Genomic DNA, 17,653 nt, shown 5'->3' with positions numbered 1-17,653 from the left:
GAGGTAATTATGAGTAATCCTAAATATAATCGTATCGTCTTAAAATTAAGTGGTGAAGCACTTGCAGGTGAAAATGGGTTCGGTATTAATCCTACTGTTATCCAGTCAATTGCTAAACAAGTGAAAGAAATTGCAGAGTTAAATGTTGAAGTTGCTGTTGTTGTTGGCGGCGGAAACATATGGCGTGGGAAAATTGGTAGTGAAATGGGCATGGATCGTGCAACTGCAGATTATATGGGAATGCTGGCTACTGTCATGAATTCATTAGCATTACAAGACAGTCTTGAAACACTAGGCATACAAACTAGGGTTCAAACTTCTATTGAAATGAGACAAGTTGCAGAGCCATATATAAGAAGAAAAGCGATTCGCCACTTAGAGAAAAAACGGGTCGTTATTTTTGCAGCTGGTACAGGTAACCCATATTTTTCTACAGACACAACTGCGGCATTGCGTGCAGCTGAAATCGAAGCTGATGTTATCTTAATGGCGAAAAACAATGTTGACGGCGTGTATAATGCTGATCCTAGAATTGATAAAAATGCTGTAAAATATGAAACTTTATCATATCTTGATGTATTAAAGGAAGGACTTGCTGTCATGGATTCGACTGCATCTTCTTTATGTATGGATAATGATATTCCATTGATTGTCTTCTCTATTATGGAAGAAGGAAACATTAAGCGTGCCGTAATTGGTGAAAATATTGGAACAATTGTTAGGGGGAAATAACCTTGGCTAAACAAGTTTTGGAAAATACAAAAGATAAAATGGAAAAAGCAGTTTCTTCTTTAAGTCGTGAATTGGCATCTGTAAGAGCGGGAAGAGCTAGTGCTAACTTATTAGATAAAATCTCTGTTGAATATTATGGCGCACCAACACCTGTTAATCAGCTAGCTTCAATAAGCGTACCTGAAGCACGTATGCTTGTTATTCAGCCATATGATAAATCAGTTCTTGGTGATATCGAAAAAGCGATCCTTAAATCAGATTTAGGATTAACTCCTTCAAATGATGGATCTATTATTCGATTATCTATACCTGCTTTAACTGAAGAAAGACGTAAAGAACTTGTCAAGCTAGTAAAAAAATATGCTGAAGAAGCAAAGGTGGCAGTTCGAAATATTCGTCGTGATGGTAACGATGACTTGAAGAAGTTAGAAAAAAATGGTGAAATCACAGAGGATGAGTTAAGAAACAACACGGAAAATATTCAAAAATTAACTGATGAGTATATTGTAAAAGTAGATAATGTTGCAAAAGATAAAGAAAAAGAAATCATGGAAGTTTAATGAAAAAATAGGTACAATAGAAATGTTAAAGACCCTCTAATGTTTACAGGGGGTTTTTTTGTTAATACTGTTAACAGTATCATGGTAAAAAGAGATCATGAATTATTGGGTGTTGGAGGAATCACATGCTCAACATATTAAAGAAGTGGAAAGGCAATCCTCAAGCCGCAAATGAACAATCAATTATTAAAGAGGAATTATTAAAGGAAGAGATTCCTGAGCATATTGCCATAATTATGGATGGTAATGGTAGATGGGCTAAAAAACGTGCACTTCCAAGAATTGCTGGTCATCATGAAGGTATGAAAGTAGTCAGGAAAATTACAAGACAAGCGAACGAACTAGGTGTTAAAGTACTCACTTTATATGCTTTTTCAACTGAAAATTGGAAAAGACCTAAATCAGAAGTAGAATACATAATGAAGCTTCCTGAAGAATTTTTAAATACCTATTTACCAGAACTTATTGAGAAAAATGTTCAGGTTCGAATTATGGGCGATAAAAATAGACTTCCAGCACATACGTTAAGAGCGGTAGAAAAAGCAATTAATGATACTAAGAACAATGATGGAATGATTCTTAATTTTGCATTAAATTATGGAAGCCGTGCAGAAATTATTTCAGCCGTACAATCAATTGCTCACGATGTTAAAAATGGTCAGTTAAATGAAGATTCTATTAATGAAGAAATATTTTCGAATTATTTAATGACACATACACTTAAGGATCCTGATTTATTAATCCGTACTAGTGGTGAAATAAGACTGAGTAATTTTATGTTATGGCAGTTAGCATATACTGAATTTTGGTTTACAGAAGTTCTATGGCCAGATTTTAATGAAGAAAACTTATTACAAGCCATTCACACATATCAACAAAGAGGACGCAGATATGGCGGCGTATAAAAGGTGATGAAAGCACAATGAAACAACGAATTTTAACTGCAGTATTGGCTGCAGCTATTTTTCTTCCCTTTATCATTTACGGGGGATTACCATTTACAATATTTGTTTATTTATTAGCTACAATTGCTTTGCGTGAATTATTAAAAATGAAAAAAATATCCCTGGCAAGTATACCTGGTCTTGTAAGCTTAGTTATACTGTGGGTACAATTAATTCCAACCTCTTATATAACAGTATTAGATGATGTTAATTTTTCAAAGGCAGAATTTGCCTTAATGGCGTTACTACTTTTATTAACTTATACAGTAGTGACAAAAAATAAATTCACATTTGATGATGTTGGTTTTGTTGTTATTGCTATTTTTTATCTTGGGATAGGCTTTTATTTTCTCATCGAAACGAGAAATATTGGTCTAGAGCTCGTATTTTATGCATTAATATTGATATGGGTAACAGATTCTGGAGCTTATTTTGTTGGACGTGCAATGGGCAAAAACAAGCTCTGGCCAGAAATAAGTCCAAATAAGACGATTGAAGGTGCGGTTGGCGGCGTTATATTTGCGGTTCTTTTTTCATGGGTCTACCATTATTTTACTGGTGTTCTAGATAATTATTTCGTTGTGACTTTCATGACAATATTATTATCTGTATTTGGACAAATAGGTGATTTAGTTGAATCAGCACTAAAACGTCATTATCAAGTTAAAGATTCAGGTACGATACTTCCTGGTCATGGAGGGATCCTAGACAGATTTGATAGTCTGTTGTTCGTTTTACCACTTTTACATTTTTTAAATTTAATTTTTTAAGCTATTATGAGTCCATTACCCTTTCCTATTAGCTTCATACCCTTAATCAGCATATCCTTGTTTGTGCGGATTAGTAACTAACGCATTTTTTTATTTGATTGGAAGTGAATTTGTGAAAAAAATTAGCTTGTTAGGTGCTACTGGTTCAATTGGAGTACAAACTCTTGATGTGATTGGAGCACATCCTGAGGCATTTCAACTTGTAGCCATGTCTTTCGGTCGTAATTACAAAGCCGGGAGCGAGATTATTAAGAAATTTAAACCGAAATTTGTTGCAGTTCAAGACAAAGAAACTTACGAAATGGTTAGTAAAGAGTTTTCACATAATGACGTTAAAATAGGATATGGCAGTGATGCTCTCATTGAAGCGGCTATTTATGATGGGGTGGAATGTTTAGTAAATGCGGTAGTAGGTAGCGTGGGGTTAGTTCCAACATTAAAAGCAATAGAAAATGGCATTACGATAGCACTTGCTAATAAGGAAACACTTGTTACAGCTGGACATTTGGTCATTGAACATGCAAAAAGATATAATGTTGATATCTTACCAGTTGATAGTGAACACTCTGCTATCTTTCAATGCTTACAAGGTGAAAATGTAAAATCTATTGAACGGTTAATCGTTACTGCCTCTGGTGGAAGTTTCCGTGATAAAAAACGAGAAGAACTTGTGGAAGTTACTGTTGAAGAAGCATTGAAACACCCAAACTGGTCAATGGGTGCAAAAATTACAATTGATTCAGCTACTATGATGAATAAAGGCTTAGAAGTAATTGAAGCACATTGGCTATTTAATATGCCTTATGAAAAGATTGACGTTTTATTACATAAAGAAAGTATTATTCATTCATTAGTAGAATTCGAAGACAGTAGTATTATTGCACAACTTGGCACACCTGATATGAGAGTCCCGATACAATTTGCCCTAACATACCCTGAAAGATTGCCTTTAGTAAAAGCTAAACGACTTGAGCTCTGGGAAGTTGGGAAATTACATTTTGAAAAAGCTGATTTTAACAGGTACAGATGCTTACAATATGCTTTCGATTCAGGTAAAATAGGTGGAACAATGCCAACTGTTTTAAATGCAGCAAATGAAGAAGCTGTTTCAGCTTTTTTAAGAGGTGATATAACATTTCTTCAAATTGAAGAAATTATTGAGAGATCTCTTAATAAGCATGAGAGCATTTCACATCCAAATTTGGAGCAAATTCAATTTGTTGATCAACAAACACGAAATTTTGTACAAACATTAATCTCATAAAGGTGGTCATTTAAGATGAATACTGTGATAGCGTTTGTCCTCATTTTCGGCGCTCTTGTTTTTTTCCATGAGCTTGGCCATTTAATTTTTGCAAATCGTGCAGGAATTTTATGCCGTGAATTCGCTATTGGATTTGGACCGAAAATCTTGTCTTTTAAAAAGAATGAAACAGTTTATACGATTCGCTTATTGCCTATCGGCGGATTTGTAAGAATGGCAGGAGAGGATCCCGAAGTCATTGAAGTAAAACCTGGTCATAATGTTGGATTACTTTTTAATAAAGGCAATAAAGTAGAAAAAATCATATTAAATAATAAAGAAAAATATCCAAATGCTCGAATAGTAGAAGTTGAAAACGCTGATTTAGAACATAACATGTTTATCTCTGGTTATGAGCTCGGTGAAGAAGATTTCTTAAAACGATTCGACGTTAGTGAAACATCTTATTTTATTGTTGATGGACAAGAAGTTCAAATCGCTCCTTATAATCGTCAATTTCAGTCTAAAAGTGTCGGACAGAGAATAGCAGCAATATTTGCAGGACCTTTAATGAATTTTATTCTTGCATTAGTCATTTTGTTTACATTAGGATTGATTCAAGGTGCACCTGTTGATGATCCAAGATTAGGGCAATTAACTGATGATGGTTCGGCAAAGTCATCAGGATTGCAAGAAGGTGATGTCATCCATTCTATCGAGGGAGAATCTACCTCTTCTTGGACGGAAGTCGTGACAATTATTCGTGAAAATCCTGAAAAAGAATTAACATTTGAAGTTGAACGTGGTGGAGAAATTTTATCATATGAAGTTGTTCCTAAAGCTGCGAAGGTTGGAGAAGAAACAATAGGTCAAATTGGAGCCTATAATCCAGTAGATAAATCGTTTATAAGTTCCATCAAGTATGGTTTTATTGAAACATACACTTGGACAAAAGAAATATTATTTGGATTTGGAAAGCTAATAACAGGTCAATTTTCAATCGACATGCTTTCAGGACCTGTCGGTATATATGATATGACAGATAAAGTTGCTGAATCTGGTTCATTAAATTTGCTTAGATGGGCTGCACTATTAAGCATAAATTTAGGTATTGTAAACTTATTACCTTTACCTGCATTAGATGGTGGCCGCCTGTTATTCTTATTTATTGAAGCATTAAGAGGAAAACCAATTGATCGACAAAAAGAAGGAATTGTACACTTTATTGGTTTTTCATTATTAATGTTATTGATGCTTGTGGTTACTTGGAATGATATCCAAAGATTATTCTTATAAGTTTAATTAAAATTGAGGTGCTCGTAATGAAACAAAGTATGACGTTTATTCCTACTCTTAGAGAAGTTCCAGCTGATGCTGAGGTGAAAAGCCATCAGCTTATGCTGCGAGCAGGATTTATTAGACAAAACACAAGTGGGGTATATAGTTATTTACCACTTGCACAAAAAGTGTTAAAAAATATTGAACAAATTGTTCGTGAGGAAATGAATAATGCAGGAGCATCTGAATTATTAATGCCTGCCATGCAACAAGCTGAACTTTGGCAGGAATCAGGTCGTTGGTATTCATATGGCCCAGAACTTATGAGACTAAAAGATCGTCATAATCGTGAATTTGCATTAGGAGCTACACATGAAGAGGTCATCACTAGTTTAGTTCGCGATGAAGTAAAGTCTTATAAACGTTTGCCTCTTAGTTTATATCAAATTCAAACAAAATTTCGTGATGAAAAGCGTCCTCGATTCGGCGTATTACGTGGCCGTGAATTTATTATGAAAGATGCATATTCATTCCATGCTACACAGGAAAGCTTAGATGAAGTATATGATAAAATGTTTACTGCGTATCAAAATATATTTACTCGTTGTGGTCTAGATTTTAGAGCAGTTATTGCGGACTCAGGTGCAATGGGCGGTAAAGATACACATGAATTTATGGTATTATCTGATGTTGGCGAAGATACAATCGCATACTCAGACACATCAAAATATGCTGCAAACATAGAGATGGCTCCAGTTATTTCAACATATGAAAAAAGGTCGGAAGCATTAAAACCGTTAGAAAAAATTGAAACACCGAATCAAAAAACGATTGCAGAAATATCTACGTTTCTAAATGTAGCGAAGGAATCTTGTATTAAATCAATATTATTTAAGGTTGATGATCGATTCGTACTCACATTAGTTCGCGGGGATCATGAAGTGAATGATATTAAGCTGAAAAACCTTTATGGTGCAACTGTTGTTGAATTGGCTTCAGCTGAAGAAACAAAAGAAACCTTAAATTGTGTCCCAGGGTTTGTTGGACCAATCAATGTATCTAATGATGTCGAAGTTGTTGCAGACCATGCGATTGCTGCAGTGGTAAATGGAGTATGTGGAGCAAACGAGGAGCATTTCCATTTCCAAGGTGTTAATATTGACCGTGATGCTAAAATTTCACAATATGCTGATCTCCGTTTTATCCAAGAAGGTGACAAATCCCCAGATGGTGAAGGCGTTATTAAATTTGCTAAAGGTATTGAAGTTGGCCATGTGTTCAAACTTGGCACTAGATACAGTGAAGCAATGGATGCTACGTTTTTAGATGAAAATGGACGTACACAGCCAATGATTATGGGCTGTTATGGAATTGGTGTATCTAGAACACTTGCTGCAATTATTGAACAGTATAATGATGAAAGTGGGATCGTGTGGCCAGAATCTGTTGCCCCATTCCAGATTCATGTCATTCCAGTTAATGTAAAAAATGATGCACAAAAGGATTTATCAGATAAACTATATGCTGAATTTTTACAAAAAGGATATGATGTTTTACTTGATGACCGTCCAGAACGTGTTGGTGTTAAATTTGCAGATTCTGATCTTATCGGCTTACCTGTTCGTGTTACAGTTGGTAAAAAAGCAGAAGATGGAATTGTAGAAGTAAAAGTTCGTAAAACAGGTGAATCTTTTGAAGTGTCAGTAACGGAGCTTTATGACAAAATCAAGCAATTACTTGGTAACTAAAATAGGTTACAGAGAAGAATAAAGCATGTTAAAATAAAACTAGAAAATTGACGAGAAGAGGCTGACTCGAATGTAGTGGACATAGCCCTTATACATGTAATATGTATAGAGGCTTTGTTAACAATGAGGCAGCCTCTTCCATTGTGATTAGACCATTTCAGCCAATGACATTCGTCATGAAATGCAATATTTGAAATTAATGGAGAAAGGGGATGACTTAAATGGAGAAAGTGAACCAAATTGAGCGATTTCAACTCCTGCTCCAACAAATAAATTTAACTGAAGATGCAGCTGTCGTTCATTTTAAAAATGGTTCAATTGCCAAATTAACCGTTCATAAACATACAAAAAATTGGCATTTCCATTTTCAATTTGAAAAAATACTACCATTTGATGTATATCAATTGTTTCAAGCAAAACTTGTTAAGTCTTTTTCTCATATAGCCGATATTACATTTTCTATTGAAACGAAGGATCCAGTTTTTGATGAAAAACTTGTACAAGATTATTGGTCAATTTGTATTCAGCAAATGGATGGGATTTCTCCGCCAATGCTCGCTCTTTTAAATGAGCAAAAACCGACTTTACAAGGTATAAAAGTAATCGTAAAGACAAAAAACGATACTGAGGCAATGACAATTAAGAAGAAATATGCCCACCTTATTCAAGAAAGTTTTCAGGAGCTTGGATTCCCTACTTTTCAAATGGATACAACCGTTGCAGTAACAAAAGAAGAGATTCAAAGGTTTCAAGAACAAAAGCTGCAAGAAGATAAAGAAAAAGGGCTAAAAGCATTAACGGATATGATGAATGCTGAGAAGGAAGAATCAACTAAGCCAGAATTCACTGGTCCTTTAACAATAGGATATACCATTAAAAATGATGAAGAAATTCGTACTCTTGCTTCTATTGAAGATGAAGAAAGAAGAGTGGCAATTCAAGGATATGTTTTTGATGCTGAAACGAAAGAATTAAGAAGTGGACGAACACTCCTTACCTTTAAAATTACAGATTATACAAGCTCAATCCTTGTAAAAATGTTCGCTAGAGATAAAGAAGATGCAGTATTAGTACAAGCTGTGAAAAAAGGTATGTGGTTAAAAGTACGCGGTAGTATTCAAAATGACACATTCGTACGCGATTTAGTTATGATTGCTAATGACATAAATGAAGTCAATGCACAAGAACGTCAGGATCTATCGCCAGAAAATGAGAAGCGGGTTGAACTTCATTTACACTCACCAATGAGTCAAATGGATGCTGTTACTTCAGTCAGTAAATATATTGAACAAGCGAAAAAATGGGGACATAAGGCTATTGCTTTAACAGATCATGCAGTAGCGCAATCTTTTCCTGAAGCATATTCTGCAGGGAAAAAGAACGGTGTTAAAATATTATATGGTGTTGAAATCAATCTAGTAAATGACGGCGTACCAATTGCATATAATGATGATAATCGATATTTACCGGATGAAACATATGTTGTTTTTGACGTTGAGACAACAGGCTTATCTGCTGTATATGACACGATTATTGAGCTAGCAGCAGTAAAAGTCCGTGGTGGAGAAATTATCGATCGCTTTGAATCATTCGCTAATCCACATCATCCACTATCTGCTATAACCATTGATTTAACTGGAATAACAGATGATATGGTAAAAGACGCACCGAATGTTGATGAAGTCCTTCGAGATTTTAAAGAGTGGATCGGCAATGATATTTTAGTAGCACATAATGCTAGCTTTGATATGGGCTTTTTAAATGTCGGATATAAGAAGTTATTAGGTGAAGAAAAGGCTAAAAACCCTGTCATTGATACATTGGAGCTCGGTCGTTTCCTCTATCCTGAGCTTAAAAATCATCGACTAAATACACTTTGTAAAAGGTTCGATATCGAATTAACTCAGCATCACCGTGCCATTTATGATGCTGAAGCGACAGGTTATTTACTCATTAAGATGCTGAAAGATGCAGCAGAAAAAGGCATCGAAAATCATAATCAATTTAATGACAATATGGGTAAAGGCAATGCTTATCAGCGTTCTAGACCATACCATGCAACAATTCTTGCCCAAAATGAAACTGGATTGAAAAATTTATTTAAACTAGTATCAATTTCACATATGAATTATTTTTATCGTGTGCCTCGAATTCCTCGGTCGCTACTAAATAAATACCGAGAAGGTCTAATTGTCGGATCAGCATGTGACAAAGGTGAAGTTTTCGAAGGGATGATGCAAAAATCTCCTGAAGAAGTGGAAGAAATTGCCGCATATTATGATTATTTAGAGGTACATCCTTTAGAGGTATACAATCATTTAATAGATTTAGATTATATTAAAGATGAAACGGCATTAAAAGAAATTGTGTCAAATATTGTTAATCTTGGTGAAAAACTAGAGAAACCTGTTGTAGCAACAGGGAATGTACATTATTTAAATCCTGTGGATAAAATATATCGCAAAATCTTAATTAGCTCGCAAGGTGGTGCAAATCCACTTAATCGTCATACATTACCAAATGTTCATTTTCGAACAACGGATGAAATGATGAGCTGTTTTTCCTTCCTTGGAAAAGATAAAGCAAAAGAGATTGTTATAGAGAACACCAATAAAATTGCCGACATGATCGATGAAATTAAACCAATAAAAGATGATTTGTACACTCCTAAAATTGAAGGTGCAGATGAAGAAATTCGGGCAATGAGTTATTCAAGAGCAAGAAGTATTTATGGTGAGAATTTACCGGAACTAGTTGAAGCACGCCTTGAAAAAGAACTTAAGAGTATTATTGGACATGGTTTCGCAGTCATTTATTTAATTTCACATAAACTAGTTAAAAAATCCCTCGATGATGGATATCTAGTTGGATCACGTGGATCTGTCGGTTCATCATTCGTTGCTACAATGACGGAAATAACTGAGGTAAATCCACTGCCGCCACATTATGTATGCCCAGAATGTCAACACTCTGAATTTTTTAATGATGGGTCTGTTGGTTCTGGTTTTGACTTACCGAATAAAGAATGTCCGAATTGTGGTGCACAATATCAAAAAGATGGACATGATATTCCATTCGAAACATTCCTTGGCTTTAAAGGAGATAAAGTACCTGATATTGATTTAAACTTCTCTGGTGAATATCAACCAAAGGCACATAACTATACAAAAGTTCTATTCGGTGAAGATAATGTGTACCGTGCTGGAACAATAGGAACTGTTGCAGAAAAAACAGCATATGGCTATGTAAAAGGTTATGCTAATGATCATAACATTATCTATCGAGGTGCCGAGGTTGATCGTCTCGTTCAAGGATGCACAGGTGTAAAACGAACAACAGGACAACATCCAGGTGGTATTATTGTTGTACCGGATTACATGGATATATTTGATTTTTCACCAATTCAATTTCCAGCAGATGCAACAGGATCCGAATGGCGCACAACCCATTTTGACTTCCATTCTATCCATGATAATTTATTAAAGCTAGATATTCTTGGGCACGATGATCCAACCGTTATCAGGATGCTACAAGATTTAAGCGGAATTGACCCAAAAACGATTCCGACAGATGATCCTGAAGTAATGAAAATTTTTAGCGGTACGGAATCTTTAGGAGTATCTGAAGAGCAAATTATGTGTAAGACAGGTACATTAGGGATTCCTGAATTCGGAACTCGCTTTGTAAGACAAATGCTTGAAGATACAAAACCAACAACATTCTCTGAGCTTGTCCAAATTTCTGGACTTTCACACGGTACAGATGTTTGGCTTGGAAATGCTCAAGAGTTAATTCATAACAAAATTTGTACGTTAAGTGAAGTTATAGGTTGTCGTGATGATATAATGGTCTATCTTATCTATCAAGGCTTAGAACCTTCATTTGCCTTTAAGATCATGGAGTCTGTACGTAAAGGTAAAGGTTTAACAGATGAGATGGAAGAAGAGATGAAAAAGCAAGAAGTACCTGATTGGTACATTGACTCTTGCTTGAAAATAAAATACATGTTCCCGAAAGCCCATGCGGCTGCGTATGTATTGATGGCTGTGCGTATTGCTTGGTTTAAAGTTCATCATCCACTTCTTTATTATGCGGCATATTTCACAGTCCGTGCCGATGATTTTGATATTGAAACAATGGTAAAGGGTTCAACTCCAATAAGGGCTAAAATTGAAGAAATTAATCTAAAAGGGTTAGATGCAGCTCCAAAAGAAAAAAGTTTACTTACAGTTTTAGAATTAGCATTAGAAATGTGCGAGAGAGGCTATTCATTCCAAAAAGTTGATCTTTACCGCTCAAGTGCATCTGAGTTTATCATTGATGGAGATACACTTATTCCTCCTTTCAACTCTATCCCGGGGCTTGGAACTAATGCAGCAATAAACATTGTGAATGCTAGAAAAGATGGGGAATTTCTTTCAAAAGAAGATCTACAGCAACGTGGTAAAGTCTCAAAAACAATTATTGAGTATTTAAATGCGCAGGGCTGTTTAGACGAACTACCAGATCAAAACCAATTATCACTATTTTAAACGAGGTCTGATCCCCGGAGTATATATAAATTTTTCAAGATAACAAATTTGGGGTCTTACCCCGGTCTTGACTGGCGCCAGACCTTTAATATGTCTTAATGTCTAGCTCCAGCGCCTAGTTCCTTGAGTCATAATCCACATTTGAATTGAAGGTAAAGAACATTTTCTATTCAAATGCGTCTTATGCTTGCCGACCTATTCAAGGCGCTTCCGCTAATAATTTGCAATAAAATTCCGGTTATGTTATGCTTTTAATGGAAATGCTAACGATAAGCAGAGGAAAAGAGTGGGGAAACCCACTCTTTCGTATTGTTATCGTCCTCGTCACACGGATAGTATAATACATACCATTCCCTGCTCAAAAGGCAGGGTTTTTCAGCAATTAAAGGTGCCAAAATGCTGTTCCAGCGCTTGCGCATTTCTTGAAAAAACAAAAGTTTAGTTTTTACTTTGTTTTTATGTCTAGTTCCAGCGCCTGTCCATTTAGGTCAAACGAAGGATTTCATATGGTGTGAATTTGCCTGTGACTGATTAAGGTGCTTGCGCTTTTCTGAGTAAGGAGGAAGACAATGAGCAAAAAGGTAACGGACATCGTTGAACAATTAGTAACACCAATCTTAGATGATATGAAATTAGAATTGGTTGATATTGAATATGTAAAAGAAGGTTCTAATTGGTTTCTTCGATTATTTATTGATTCAGAAACAGGCATTGATATTGAAGAATGTGGTGTAGTAAGTGAGAAATTAAGCGAAAAGCTTGATGAATTAGATCCCATTCAACATAATTACTTCTTAGAAGTGTCATCTCCAGGTGCAGAGAGACCATTAAAAAAAGAAGAAGATTTAAAGAGGGCAATTGGTAAACAGGTCCATATAAAAACTTATGAGCCTATAAATGGAGAAAAGTTATTCGAAGGTGTGTTAACTGATTTTGACGGTCAAACGGTTACAGTTACTGTAACAATTAAGACAAGAAAAAAACAGGTTGAAATCCCTTATGATAAAGTGGCGAAAGCTCGATTAGCCGTCACATTCAATTAGCATTAGTTTATTGAGATCTCCGAGGGATTTGCTAGAATACTGCAAATCCTATTCCATTTTTCGTTTTCTTTTGACAATGCTTATTTCACAAAAATTAAAAAAGAAAATGGAAATATCATAACAGATAATGCATTTAGCTTATTTTTTAAGGGGGAAGCCGTTAAAATGAGTAGTGAACTATTAGATGCCTTAACGATATTAGAAAAGGAAAAAGGCATCAGCAAAGAAATTATTATTGAAGCAATTGAAGCTGCTTTAATTTCTGCTTACAAACGTAACTTTAATCAAGCGCAAAATGTACGTGTGGATTTAAACCGTGAAACAGGTACAATGAAAGTTTTTGCAAGAAAAGATGTTGTTGATGAGGTATATGATTCTCGTCTGGAAATCTCAATTGGTGAAGCTCGTCAAATTAATCCAAATTACGTTCTTAACGATGTAATTGAAATGGAAGTAACGCCTAAAGACTTTGGTCGTATAGCTGCACAAACAGCTAAACAAGTTGTGACACAACGTGTCAGAGAAGCTGAACGCGGTGTTATTTATACTGAATTTATTGATCGAGAAGAAGATATAATGACAGGTATTGTTCAGCGTATCGATTCAAAATTCATATATGTAAGTTTAGGTAAAATTGAAGCTCTTTTACCTGTTAGTGAACAAATGCCCAACGAAACTTATAAACCGCATGACAGAATTAAAGTTTTTATTACCAAAGTTGAAAAAACAACTAAGGGTCCACAAATTTTTGTTTCAAGAACACACCCTGGATTATTAAAAAGATTATTTGAGATTGAAGTTCCAGAAATCTATGATGGTACAGTTGAAATTAAATCGGTATCACGAGAAGCTGGAGATCGTTCAAAAATATCTGTCCATTCCGATAATCCTGAGGTGGATCCAGTTGGTTCATGTGTTGGGCCAAAAGGTCAGCGTGTACAAGCAATTGTTAATGAACTTAAAGGTGAAAAAATTGATATTGTTCGATGGTCCGCTGATCCGATTGAATTTGTTGCAAATGCATTAAGCCCATCTAAAGTAGTTGAAGTTCTTGTCAATGAAGCTGATAAAGCAACAACAGTCATCGTACCTGACTATCAATTATCATTAGCAATAGGAAAAAGAGGGCAAAATGCACGATTAGCTGCTAAACTCACAGGCTGGAAAATTGATATTAAAAGTGAAACAGACGCTGAAAAAGCAGGAATTTACCCAGTTCAATCATCTAAAACTGAAGATGATGTTGATGATGAACCACTTTTAACGAGTTTGCATGAGACTGAGCTTAGTGAATAAGAGGTGAAATCACATGAACAATCGCAAAATTCCTTTACGTAAATGTGTTGCAACAGGAGAAATGAAAGCGAAAAAAGAACTTGTCCGCGTTGTCCGATCAAAGGAAGGCGATGTTTCTGTCGACCTAACCGGCAAAAAAAATGGACGCGGTGCTTATATTACGCTTGATAAAGATTGTATTCTTCAAGCTAAAAAGAAAAATATCCTTGCTAATCATTTAAAAGCAACTATTGAAGAGTCGGTTTATGACGAATTGCTTGAATTGGCTGAGAAGGAGAAAAAATAATTCACATGAAACAGCAGCAATGGACGTCCTTATTGGGCCTGGCAAATCGAGCACGAAAAGTCATTTCTGGGGAGGAACTTGTTGTTAAAGAAGTTAGGCAACAACGTGCAAAACTTGTTCTTCTTTCTCAAGATGCATCAGCAAATACAATGAAGAAGGTTACAGATAAATGTAAGTTTTATCAGGTCCCCTTTAAAATGGTTGAAGATCGCTACCAGTTAGGTCAGGCAATTGGTAAAGACGCGAGAGTCGTTGTAGCGATAAATGATGCAGGCTTTGCTGCAAAGTTAAAAACCTTGCTCGATTAATATTCTTGGGGGTGAACGTATGACAAAAATGCGAGTATATGAATATGCAAAACAAACGAATGTATCAAGTAAAGACATTATTTCTACGTTACAAGAAATGAATGTTGAAGTTAGTAATCATATGTCCACGATCGAGGACAATGTCATTGTCAAGCTTGATCAAAAATTTAAAGCTTCAAACAATACAAATAAAAGTAACGAATCAACTATGAAACCGGGGAAAAACGTGACTAATAATTCTAAAACAAGTAATAATCATTCAGAAAATGTAAAAGTAAGCAGTGGGGAAAAACCTGCAAATAATAAACCTATGAAGCAAGCTCCATCTCATTCAAATAATAAAAAGCCAAACCAAGCAAATAATAAACCTTTTAACCAAAATAAAGGGAAGAAAAATAATAACAATAATAACAATAAGAAAAATAAGGGGTTTTCTGGTCAACAGCCTGCACAACCTAAGCCTAAAAAGGAATTACCAAGCAAAATTACGTTTACAGATAGCTTATCAGTAGGTGAATTAGCTTCCAAGCTTGGAAAAGAGCCATCTGAAATCATTAAAAAACTTCTTCTATTAGGTACAATGGCGACAATTAATCAAGAACTTGATAAAGATTCAATTGAATTAATTGCTGGCGAATATGGTGTTGAAGTAGAAGAAGAAATTGTCTTTGAAAAGACAGAGTTCGAGAAATATGAAGAAATAGACCGTGAAGAAGATCTTAAAATTCGTCCTGCTGTTGTAACGATCATGGGACACGTTGACCATGGTAAAACAACACTCCTTGATTCTATTCGTCATACGAAAGTAACAGAAGGTGAAGCTGGAGGTATTACGCAGCATATTGGAGCTTATCAAATTGTCGCTAACGATCAAAAAATCACATTCTTGGATACTCCTGGACATGCCGCTTTTACGACAATGCGTGCTCGTGGTGCTCAAGTAACTGATATTACAATTTTAGTTGTTGCGGCAGACGACGGTGTTATGCCTCAAACAATTGAAGCGATAAATCATGCAAAAGCTGCCGAGGTACCAATTATTGTTGCTGTTAACAAAATTGACAAACCAACTGCAAACCCTGACCGTGTTATGCAAGAATTAACAGAACATGGTCTAGTACCTGAGGCTTGGGGTGGGGATACTATCTTTGTACCTGTTTCTGCATTAACAGGCCAAGGACTAGATGAGCTACTTGAAATGATTATCCTTGTGACAGAAGTAGAAGAACTAAAAGCGAATCCAAACAGACGTGCAACTGGTACTGTTATAGAAGCACAGTTGGACAAAGGTCGAGGTTCTGTTGCTACCCTTTTAGTTCAAAATGGTACATTACGTGTTGGTGATCCAATTGTTGTAGGTAATACTTTTGGTCGTGTACGTGCTATGGTTAATGATATTGGGCGCCGTGTAAAAGAAGCAGGTCCATCTACTCCTGTTGAAGTAACAGGCCTTAATGACGTTCCGTTAGCCGGAGATCAATTTATGGTATTTGAAGATGAGAAACAAGCACGTCAAGTTGGGGAAGCAAGAGCTCAAAAGCAACTTGATGCACAACGTAGTGAAGGTTCTAAACTAAGTTTAGAGGACTTATTTGAGCAAATTAAGCAAGGTGAAATTAAAGATATTAATTTAATTGTAAAAGCTGATGTACAAGGTTCTGTAGAAGCTTTAGCAGCAGCATTACAGAAAATTGATGTTGAAGGTGTTCGTGTCAAGATTATCCATACAGGAGTAGGCGCGATTACTGAATCAGATATCATTCTTGCAGCAGCTTCTAATGCAATCGTAATTGGATTCAATGTTAGACCTGATAACGGTGCTAAGAAAACCGCTGATGTAGAAGAAGTTGATATTCGATTACACCGTATTATCTATAAAGTAATTGAAGAGATTGAATCTGCAATGAAAGGTATGCTTGACCCTGAATTCGAAGAAAAAGTAATTGGTCAAGTCGAAGTACGTACAACTTTTAAAGTATCAAAAATCGGTACAATTGCAGGTGCTTATGTAACAGAAGGAAAGATTACGCGTGATAGTGGTATTAGATTAATTCGTGATGGTATCGTCATATTTGAAGGTGAAATTGATACGTTAAAACGCTTCAAGGATGATGTAAAAGAAGTTGCTCGAAACTACGAATGTGGAATCACGATTAAAAACTACAATGATGTTAAAGAAGGCGACATTATTGAAGCATATGTGATGGAGGAAATTGAGCGTAAATGATTGGATATGTTGATTGTGAATGCTTTATCTATGATTCACAGTCATTAAAAGAAAAAAGAGCCGTTTTACAACGTGTTCAGACAAGAATTAAACAAAAATTCAATGTTTCAATCTCAGAAATTGATTTTCAGGATACATGGCAACGTACAAAATTAGGTATAGTTGCCATTACTTCCTCGAAAGTTCAAACAGAAAAAGAATTGCAAAATGTTTTGCAGTTTATTGATTCATTTCCAGAGATTGAACGAACAGTGACATCGTTTGAATGGTTTTAATGAAGAGGTGATGACATGAGCTTAAGAGCAAACCGTGTCGGTGAACAAATGAAGAAAGAGCTTGGAGATATAATTGGTCGAAAAATTAAAGACCCTCGTATCGGCTTTGTTACCGTGACAGATGTAAGTGTATCAGGTGATTTGCAAATTGCAAAAGTGTTTATCTCTGTTTTAGGTGATGAAGAACAAAGACAAAACACGCTTAAAGGTTTAGCAAAGGCAAAGGGATTTATACGTTCCGAAATCGGTCAACGTATCCGCTTAAGAAAAACGCCTGAAATTCAATTCGAATTTGATGAATCAATTGATTATGGAAATCGAATTGAAACACTTATTCATGAATTAAATGTTCAAAATAAAGAGGAGGAATAACTCCTTTTAAAGGGATAGACACCTTCGTCTATCCCTTTC

15 protein-coding genes are annotated in these 17,653 nt (G+C 35.5%); all 15 read left to right on the top strand.

Annotated features, from left to right (window positions below; all coding sequences use genetic code 11):
• The first annotated feature begins 9 nt into the window (after positions 1-9).
• Positions 10-732, top strand: coding sequence for a UMP kinase (gene pyrH / locus GMB29_RS17265; RefSeq protein WP_227551381.1), 723 nt, complete (start codon positions 10-12; stop codon positions 730-732).
• Positions 733-734: 2 nt separating this feature from the next.
• Positions 735-1,292: a ribosome recycling factor gene (gene frr / locus GMB29_RS17260; RefSeq protein WP_136351215.1), complete on the top strand. Its 558-nt coding sequence runs from the start codon at positions 735-737 to the stop codon at positions 1,290-1,292.
• Between the two features lie 125 nt (positions 1,293-1,417).
• Positions 1,418-2,197, top strand: coding sequence for an undecaprenyl pyrophosphate synthase (locus GMB29_RS17255; protein ID WP_136351214.1), 780 nt, complete (start codon positions 1,418-1,420; stop codon positions 2,195-2,197).
• A gap of 17 nt (positions 2,198-2,214) precedes the next feature.
• A complete protein-coding gene (locus GMB29_RS17250; RefSeq protein ID WP_136351213.1) occupies positions 2,215-3,006 on the top strand; it encodes a phosphatidate cytidylyltransferase in 792 nt (263 codons plus the stop codon).
• 112 nt (positions 3,007-3,118) lie between these two features.
• Positions 3,119-4,270: a 1-deoxy-D-xylulose-5-phosphate reductoisomerase gene (dxr, locus tag GMB29_RS17245; protein ID WP_136351212.1), complete on the top strand. Its 1,152-nt coding sequence runs from the start codon at positions 3,119-3,121 to the stop codon at positions 4,268-4,270.
• Between the two features lie 15 nt (positions 4,271-4,285).
• On the top strand, positions 4,286-5,545 hold the full coding sequence (rseP, locus tag GMB29_RS17240) for an RIP metalloprotease RseP (RefSeq protein ID WP_136351211.1): 1,260 nt from the start codon (positions 4,286-4,288) through the stop codon (positions 5,543-5,545).
• A gap of 26 nt (positions 5,546-5,571) precedes the next feature.
• Positions 5,572-7,275, top strand: coding sequence for a proline--tRNA ligase (locus tag GMB29_RS17235; RefSeq protein WP_136351210.1), 1,704 nt, complete (start codon positions 5,572-5,574; stop codon positions 7,273-7,275).
• A 221-nt stretch (positions 7,276-7,496) separates the two neighbouring features.
• Positions 7,497-11,807: a PolC-type DNA polymerase III gene (locus tag GMB29_RS17230; protein WP_136351209.1), complete on the top strand. Its 4,311-nt coding sequence runs from the start codon at positions 7,497-7,499 to the stop codon at positions 11,805-11,807.
• Between the two features lie 569 nt (positions 11,808-12,376).
• Positions 12,377-12,850 carry a ribosome maturation factor RimP gene (gene rimP / locus GMB29_RS17225; protein ID WP_136351208.1) on the top strand — a complete coding sequence of 158 codons (474 nt, stop codon included), beginning with the start codon at positions 12,377-12,379 and terminating at the stop codon, positions 12,848-12,850.
• A 165-nt stretch (positions 12,851-13,015) separates the two neighbouring features.
• Positions 13,016-14,146, top strand: a complete 1,131-nt coding sequence (gene nusA, locus GMB29_RS17220; protein WP_136351207.1) for a transcription termination factor NusA — start codon at positions 13,016-13,018, stop codon at positions 14,144-14,146.
• A gap of 13 nt (positions 14,147-14,159) precedes the next feature.
• Entirely contained in the window at positions 14,160-14,432 is a 273-nt protein-coding gene (gene rnpM, locus GMB29_RS17215) for an RNase P modulator RnpM (protein ID WP_136351206.1), read from the top strand.
• 5 nt (positions 14,433-14,437) lie between these two features.
• On the top strand, positions 14,438-14,740 hold the full coding sequence (locus GMB29_RS17210) for a YlxQ family RNA-binding protein (protein WP_136351205.1): 303 nt from the start codon (positions 14,438-14,440) through the stop codon (positions 14,738-14,740).
• A gap of 19 nt (positions 14,741-14,759) precedes the next feature.
• Complete coding sequence (gene infB / locus GMB29_RS17205; protein ID WP_136351204.1) at positions 14,760-16,967, top strand: translation initiation factor IF-2; 2,208 nt, start codon at positions 14,760-14,762, stop codon at positions 16,965-16,967.
• The gene (locus tag GMB29_RS17200; RefSeq protein WP_136351203.1) at positions 16,964-17,242 is read left to right on the top strand and encodes a DUF503 domain-containing protein; all 279 of its coding nucleotides are present in this window, start codon (positions 16,964-16,966) and stop codon (positions 17,240-17,242) included. The genes infB and GMB29_RS17200 overlap by 4 nt, the downstream gene beginning before the upstream one ends.
• Before the next feature lie 15 nt (positions 17,243-17,257).
• Positions 17,258-17,614: a 30S ribosome-binding factor RbfA gene (rbfA, locus tag GMB29_RS17195; protein ID WP_136351202.1), complete on the top strand. Its 357-nt coding sequence runs from the start codon at positions 17,258-17,260 to the stop codon at positions 17,612-17,614.
• Positions 17,615-17,653: the final 39 nt, after the last annotated feature.

Source organism: Metabacillus sediminilitoris, from assembly GCF_009720625.1.
Classification (GTDB): domain Bacteria; phylum Bacillota; class Bacilli; order Bacillales; family Bacillaceae; genus Metabacillus; species Metabacillus sediminilitoris.
This window is presented reverse-complemented; position numbering and strand designations above follow the sequence as displayed.

Bases quoted from the DNA above. Each gene is read 5' to 3' on its own strand.
- pyrH (WP_227551381.1), top strand. From the start codon at position 10: ATGAGTAATCCTAAATATAATCGTATCGTCTTAAAATTAAGTGGTGAA.
- GMB29_RS17255 (WP_136351214.1), top strand. From the start codon at position 1,418: ATGCTCAACATATTAAAGAAGTGGAAAGGCAATCCTCAAGCCGCAAAT.
- GMB29_RS17250 (WP_136351213.1), top strand. From the start codon at position 2,215: ATGAAACAACGAATTTTAACTGCAGTATTGGCTGCAGCTATTTTTCTT.
- rseP (WP_136351211.1), top strand. From the start codon at position 4,286: ATGAATACTGTGATAGCGTTTGTCCTCATTTTCGGCGCTCTTGTTTTT.
- GMB29_RS17235 (WP_136351210.1), top strand. From the start codon at position 5,572: ATGAAACAAAGTATGACGTTTATTCCTACTCTTAGAGAAGTTCCAGCT.
- GMB29_RS17230 (WP_136351209.1), top strand. From the start codon at position 7,497: ATGGAGAAAGTGAACCAAATTGAGCGATTTCAACTCCTGCTCCAACAA.
- rimP (WP_136351208.1), top strand. From the start codon at position 12,377: ATGAGCAAAAAGGTAACGGACATCGTTGAACAATTAGTAACACCAATC.
- nusA (WP_136351207.1), top strand. From the start codon at position 13,016: ATGAGTAGTGAACTATTAGATGCCTTAACGATATTAGAAAAGGAAAAA.
- rnpM (WP_136351206.1), top strand. From the start codon at position 14,160: ATGAACAATCGCAAAATTCCTTTACGTAAATGTGTTGCAACAGGAGAA.
- GMB29_RS17210 (WP_136351205.1), top strand. From the start codon at position 14,438: ATGAAACAGCAGCAATGGACGTCCTTATTGGGCCTGGCAAATCGAGCA.
- infB (WP_136351204.1), top strand. From the start codon at position 14,760: ATGACAAAAATGCGAGTATATGAATATGCAAAACAAACGAATGTATCA.
- GMB29_RS17200 (WP_136351203.1), top strand. From the start codon at position 16,964: ATGATTGGATATGTTGATTGTGAATGCTTTATCTATGATTCACAGTCA.
- rbfA (WP_136351202.1), top strand. From the start codon at position 17,258: ATGAGCTTAAGAGCAAACCGTGTCGGTGAACAAATGAAGAAAGAGCTT.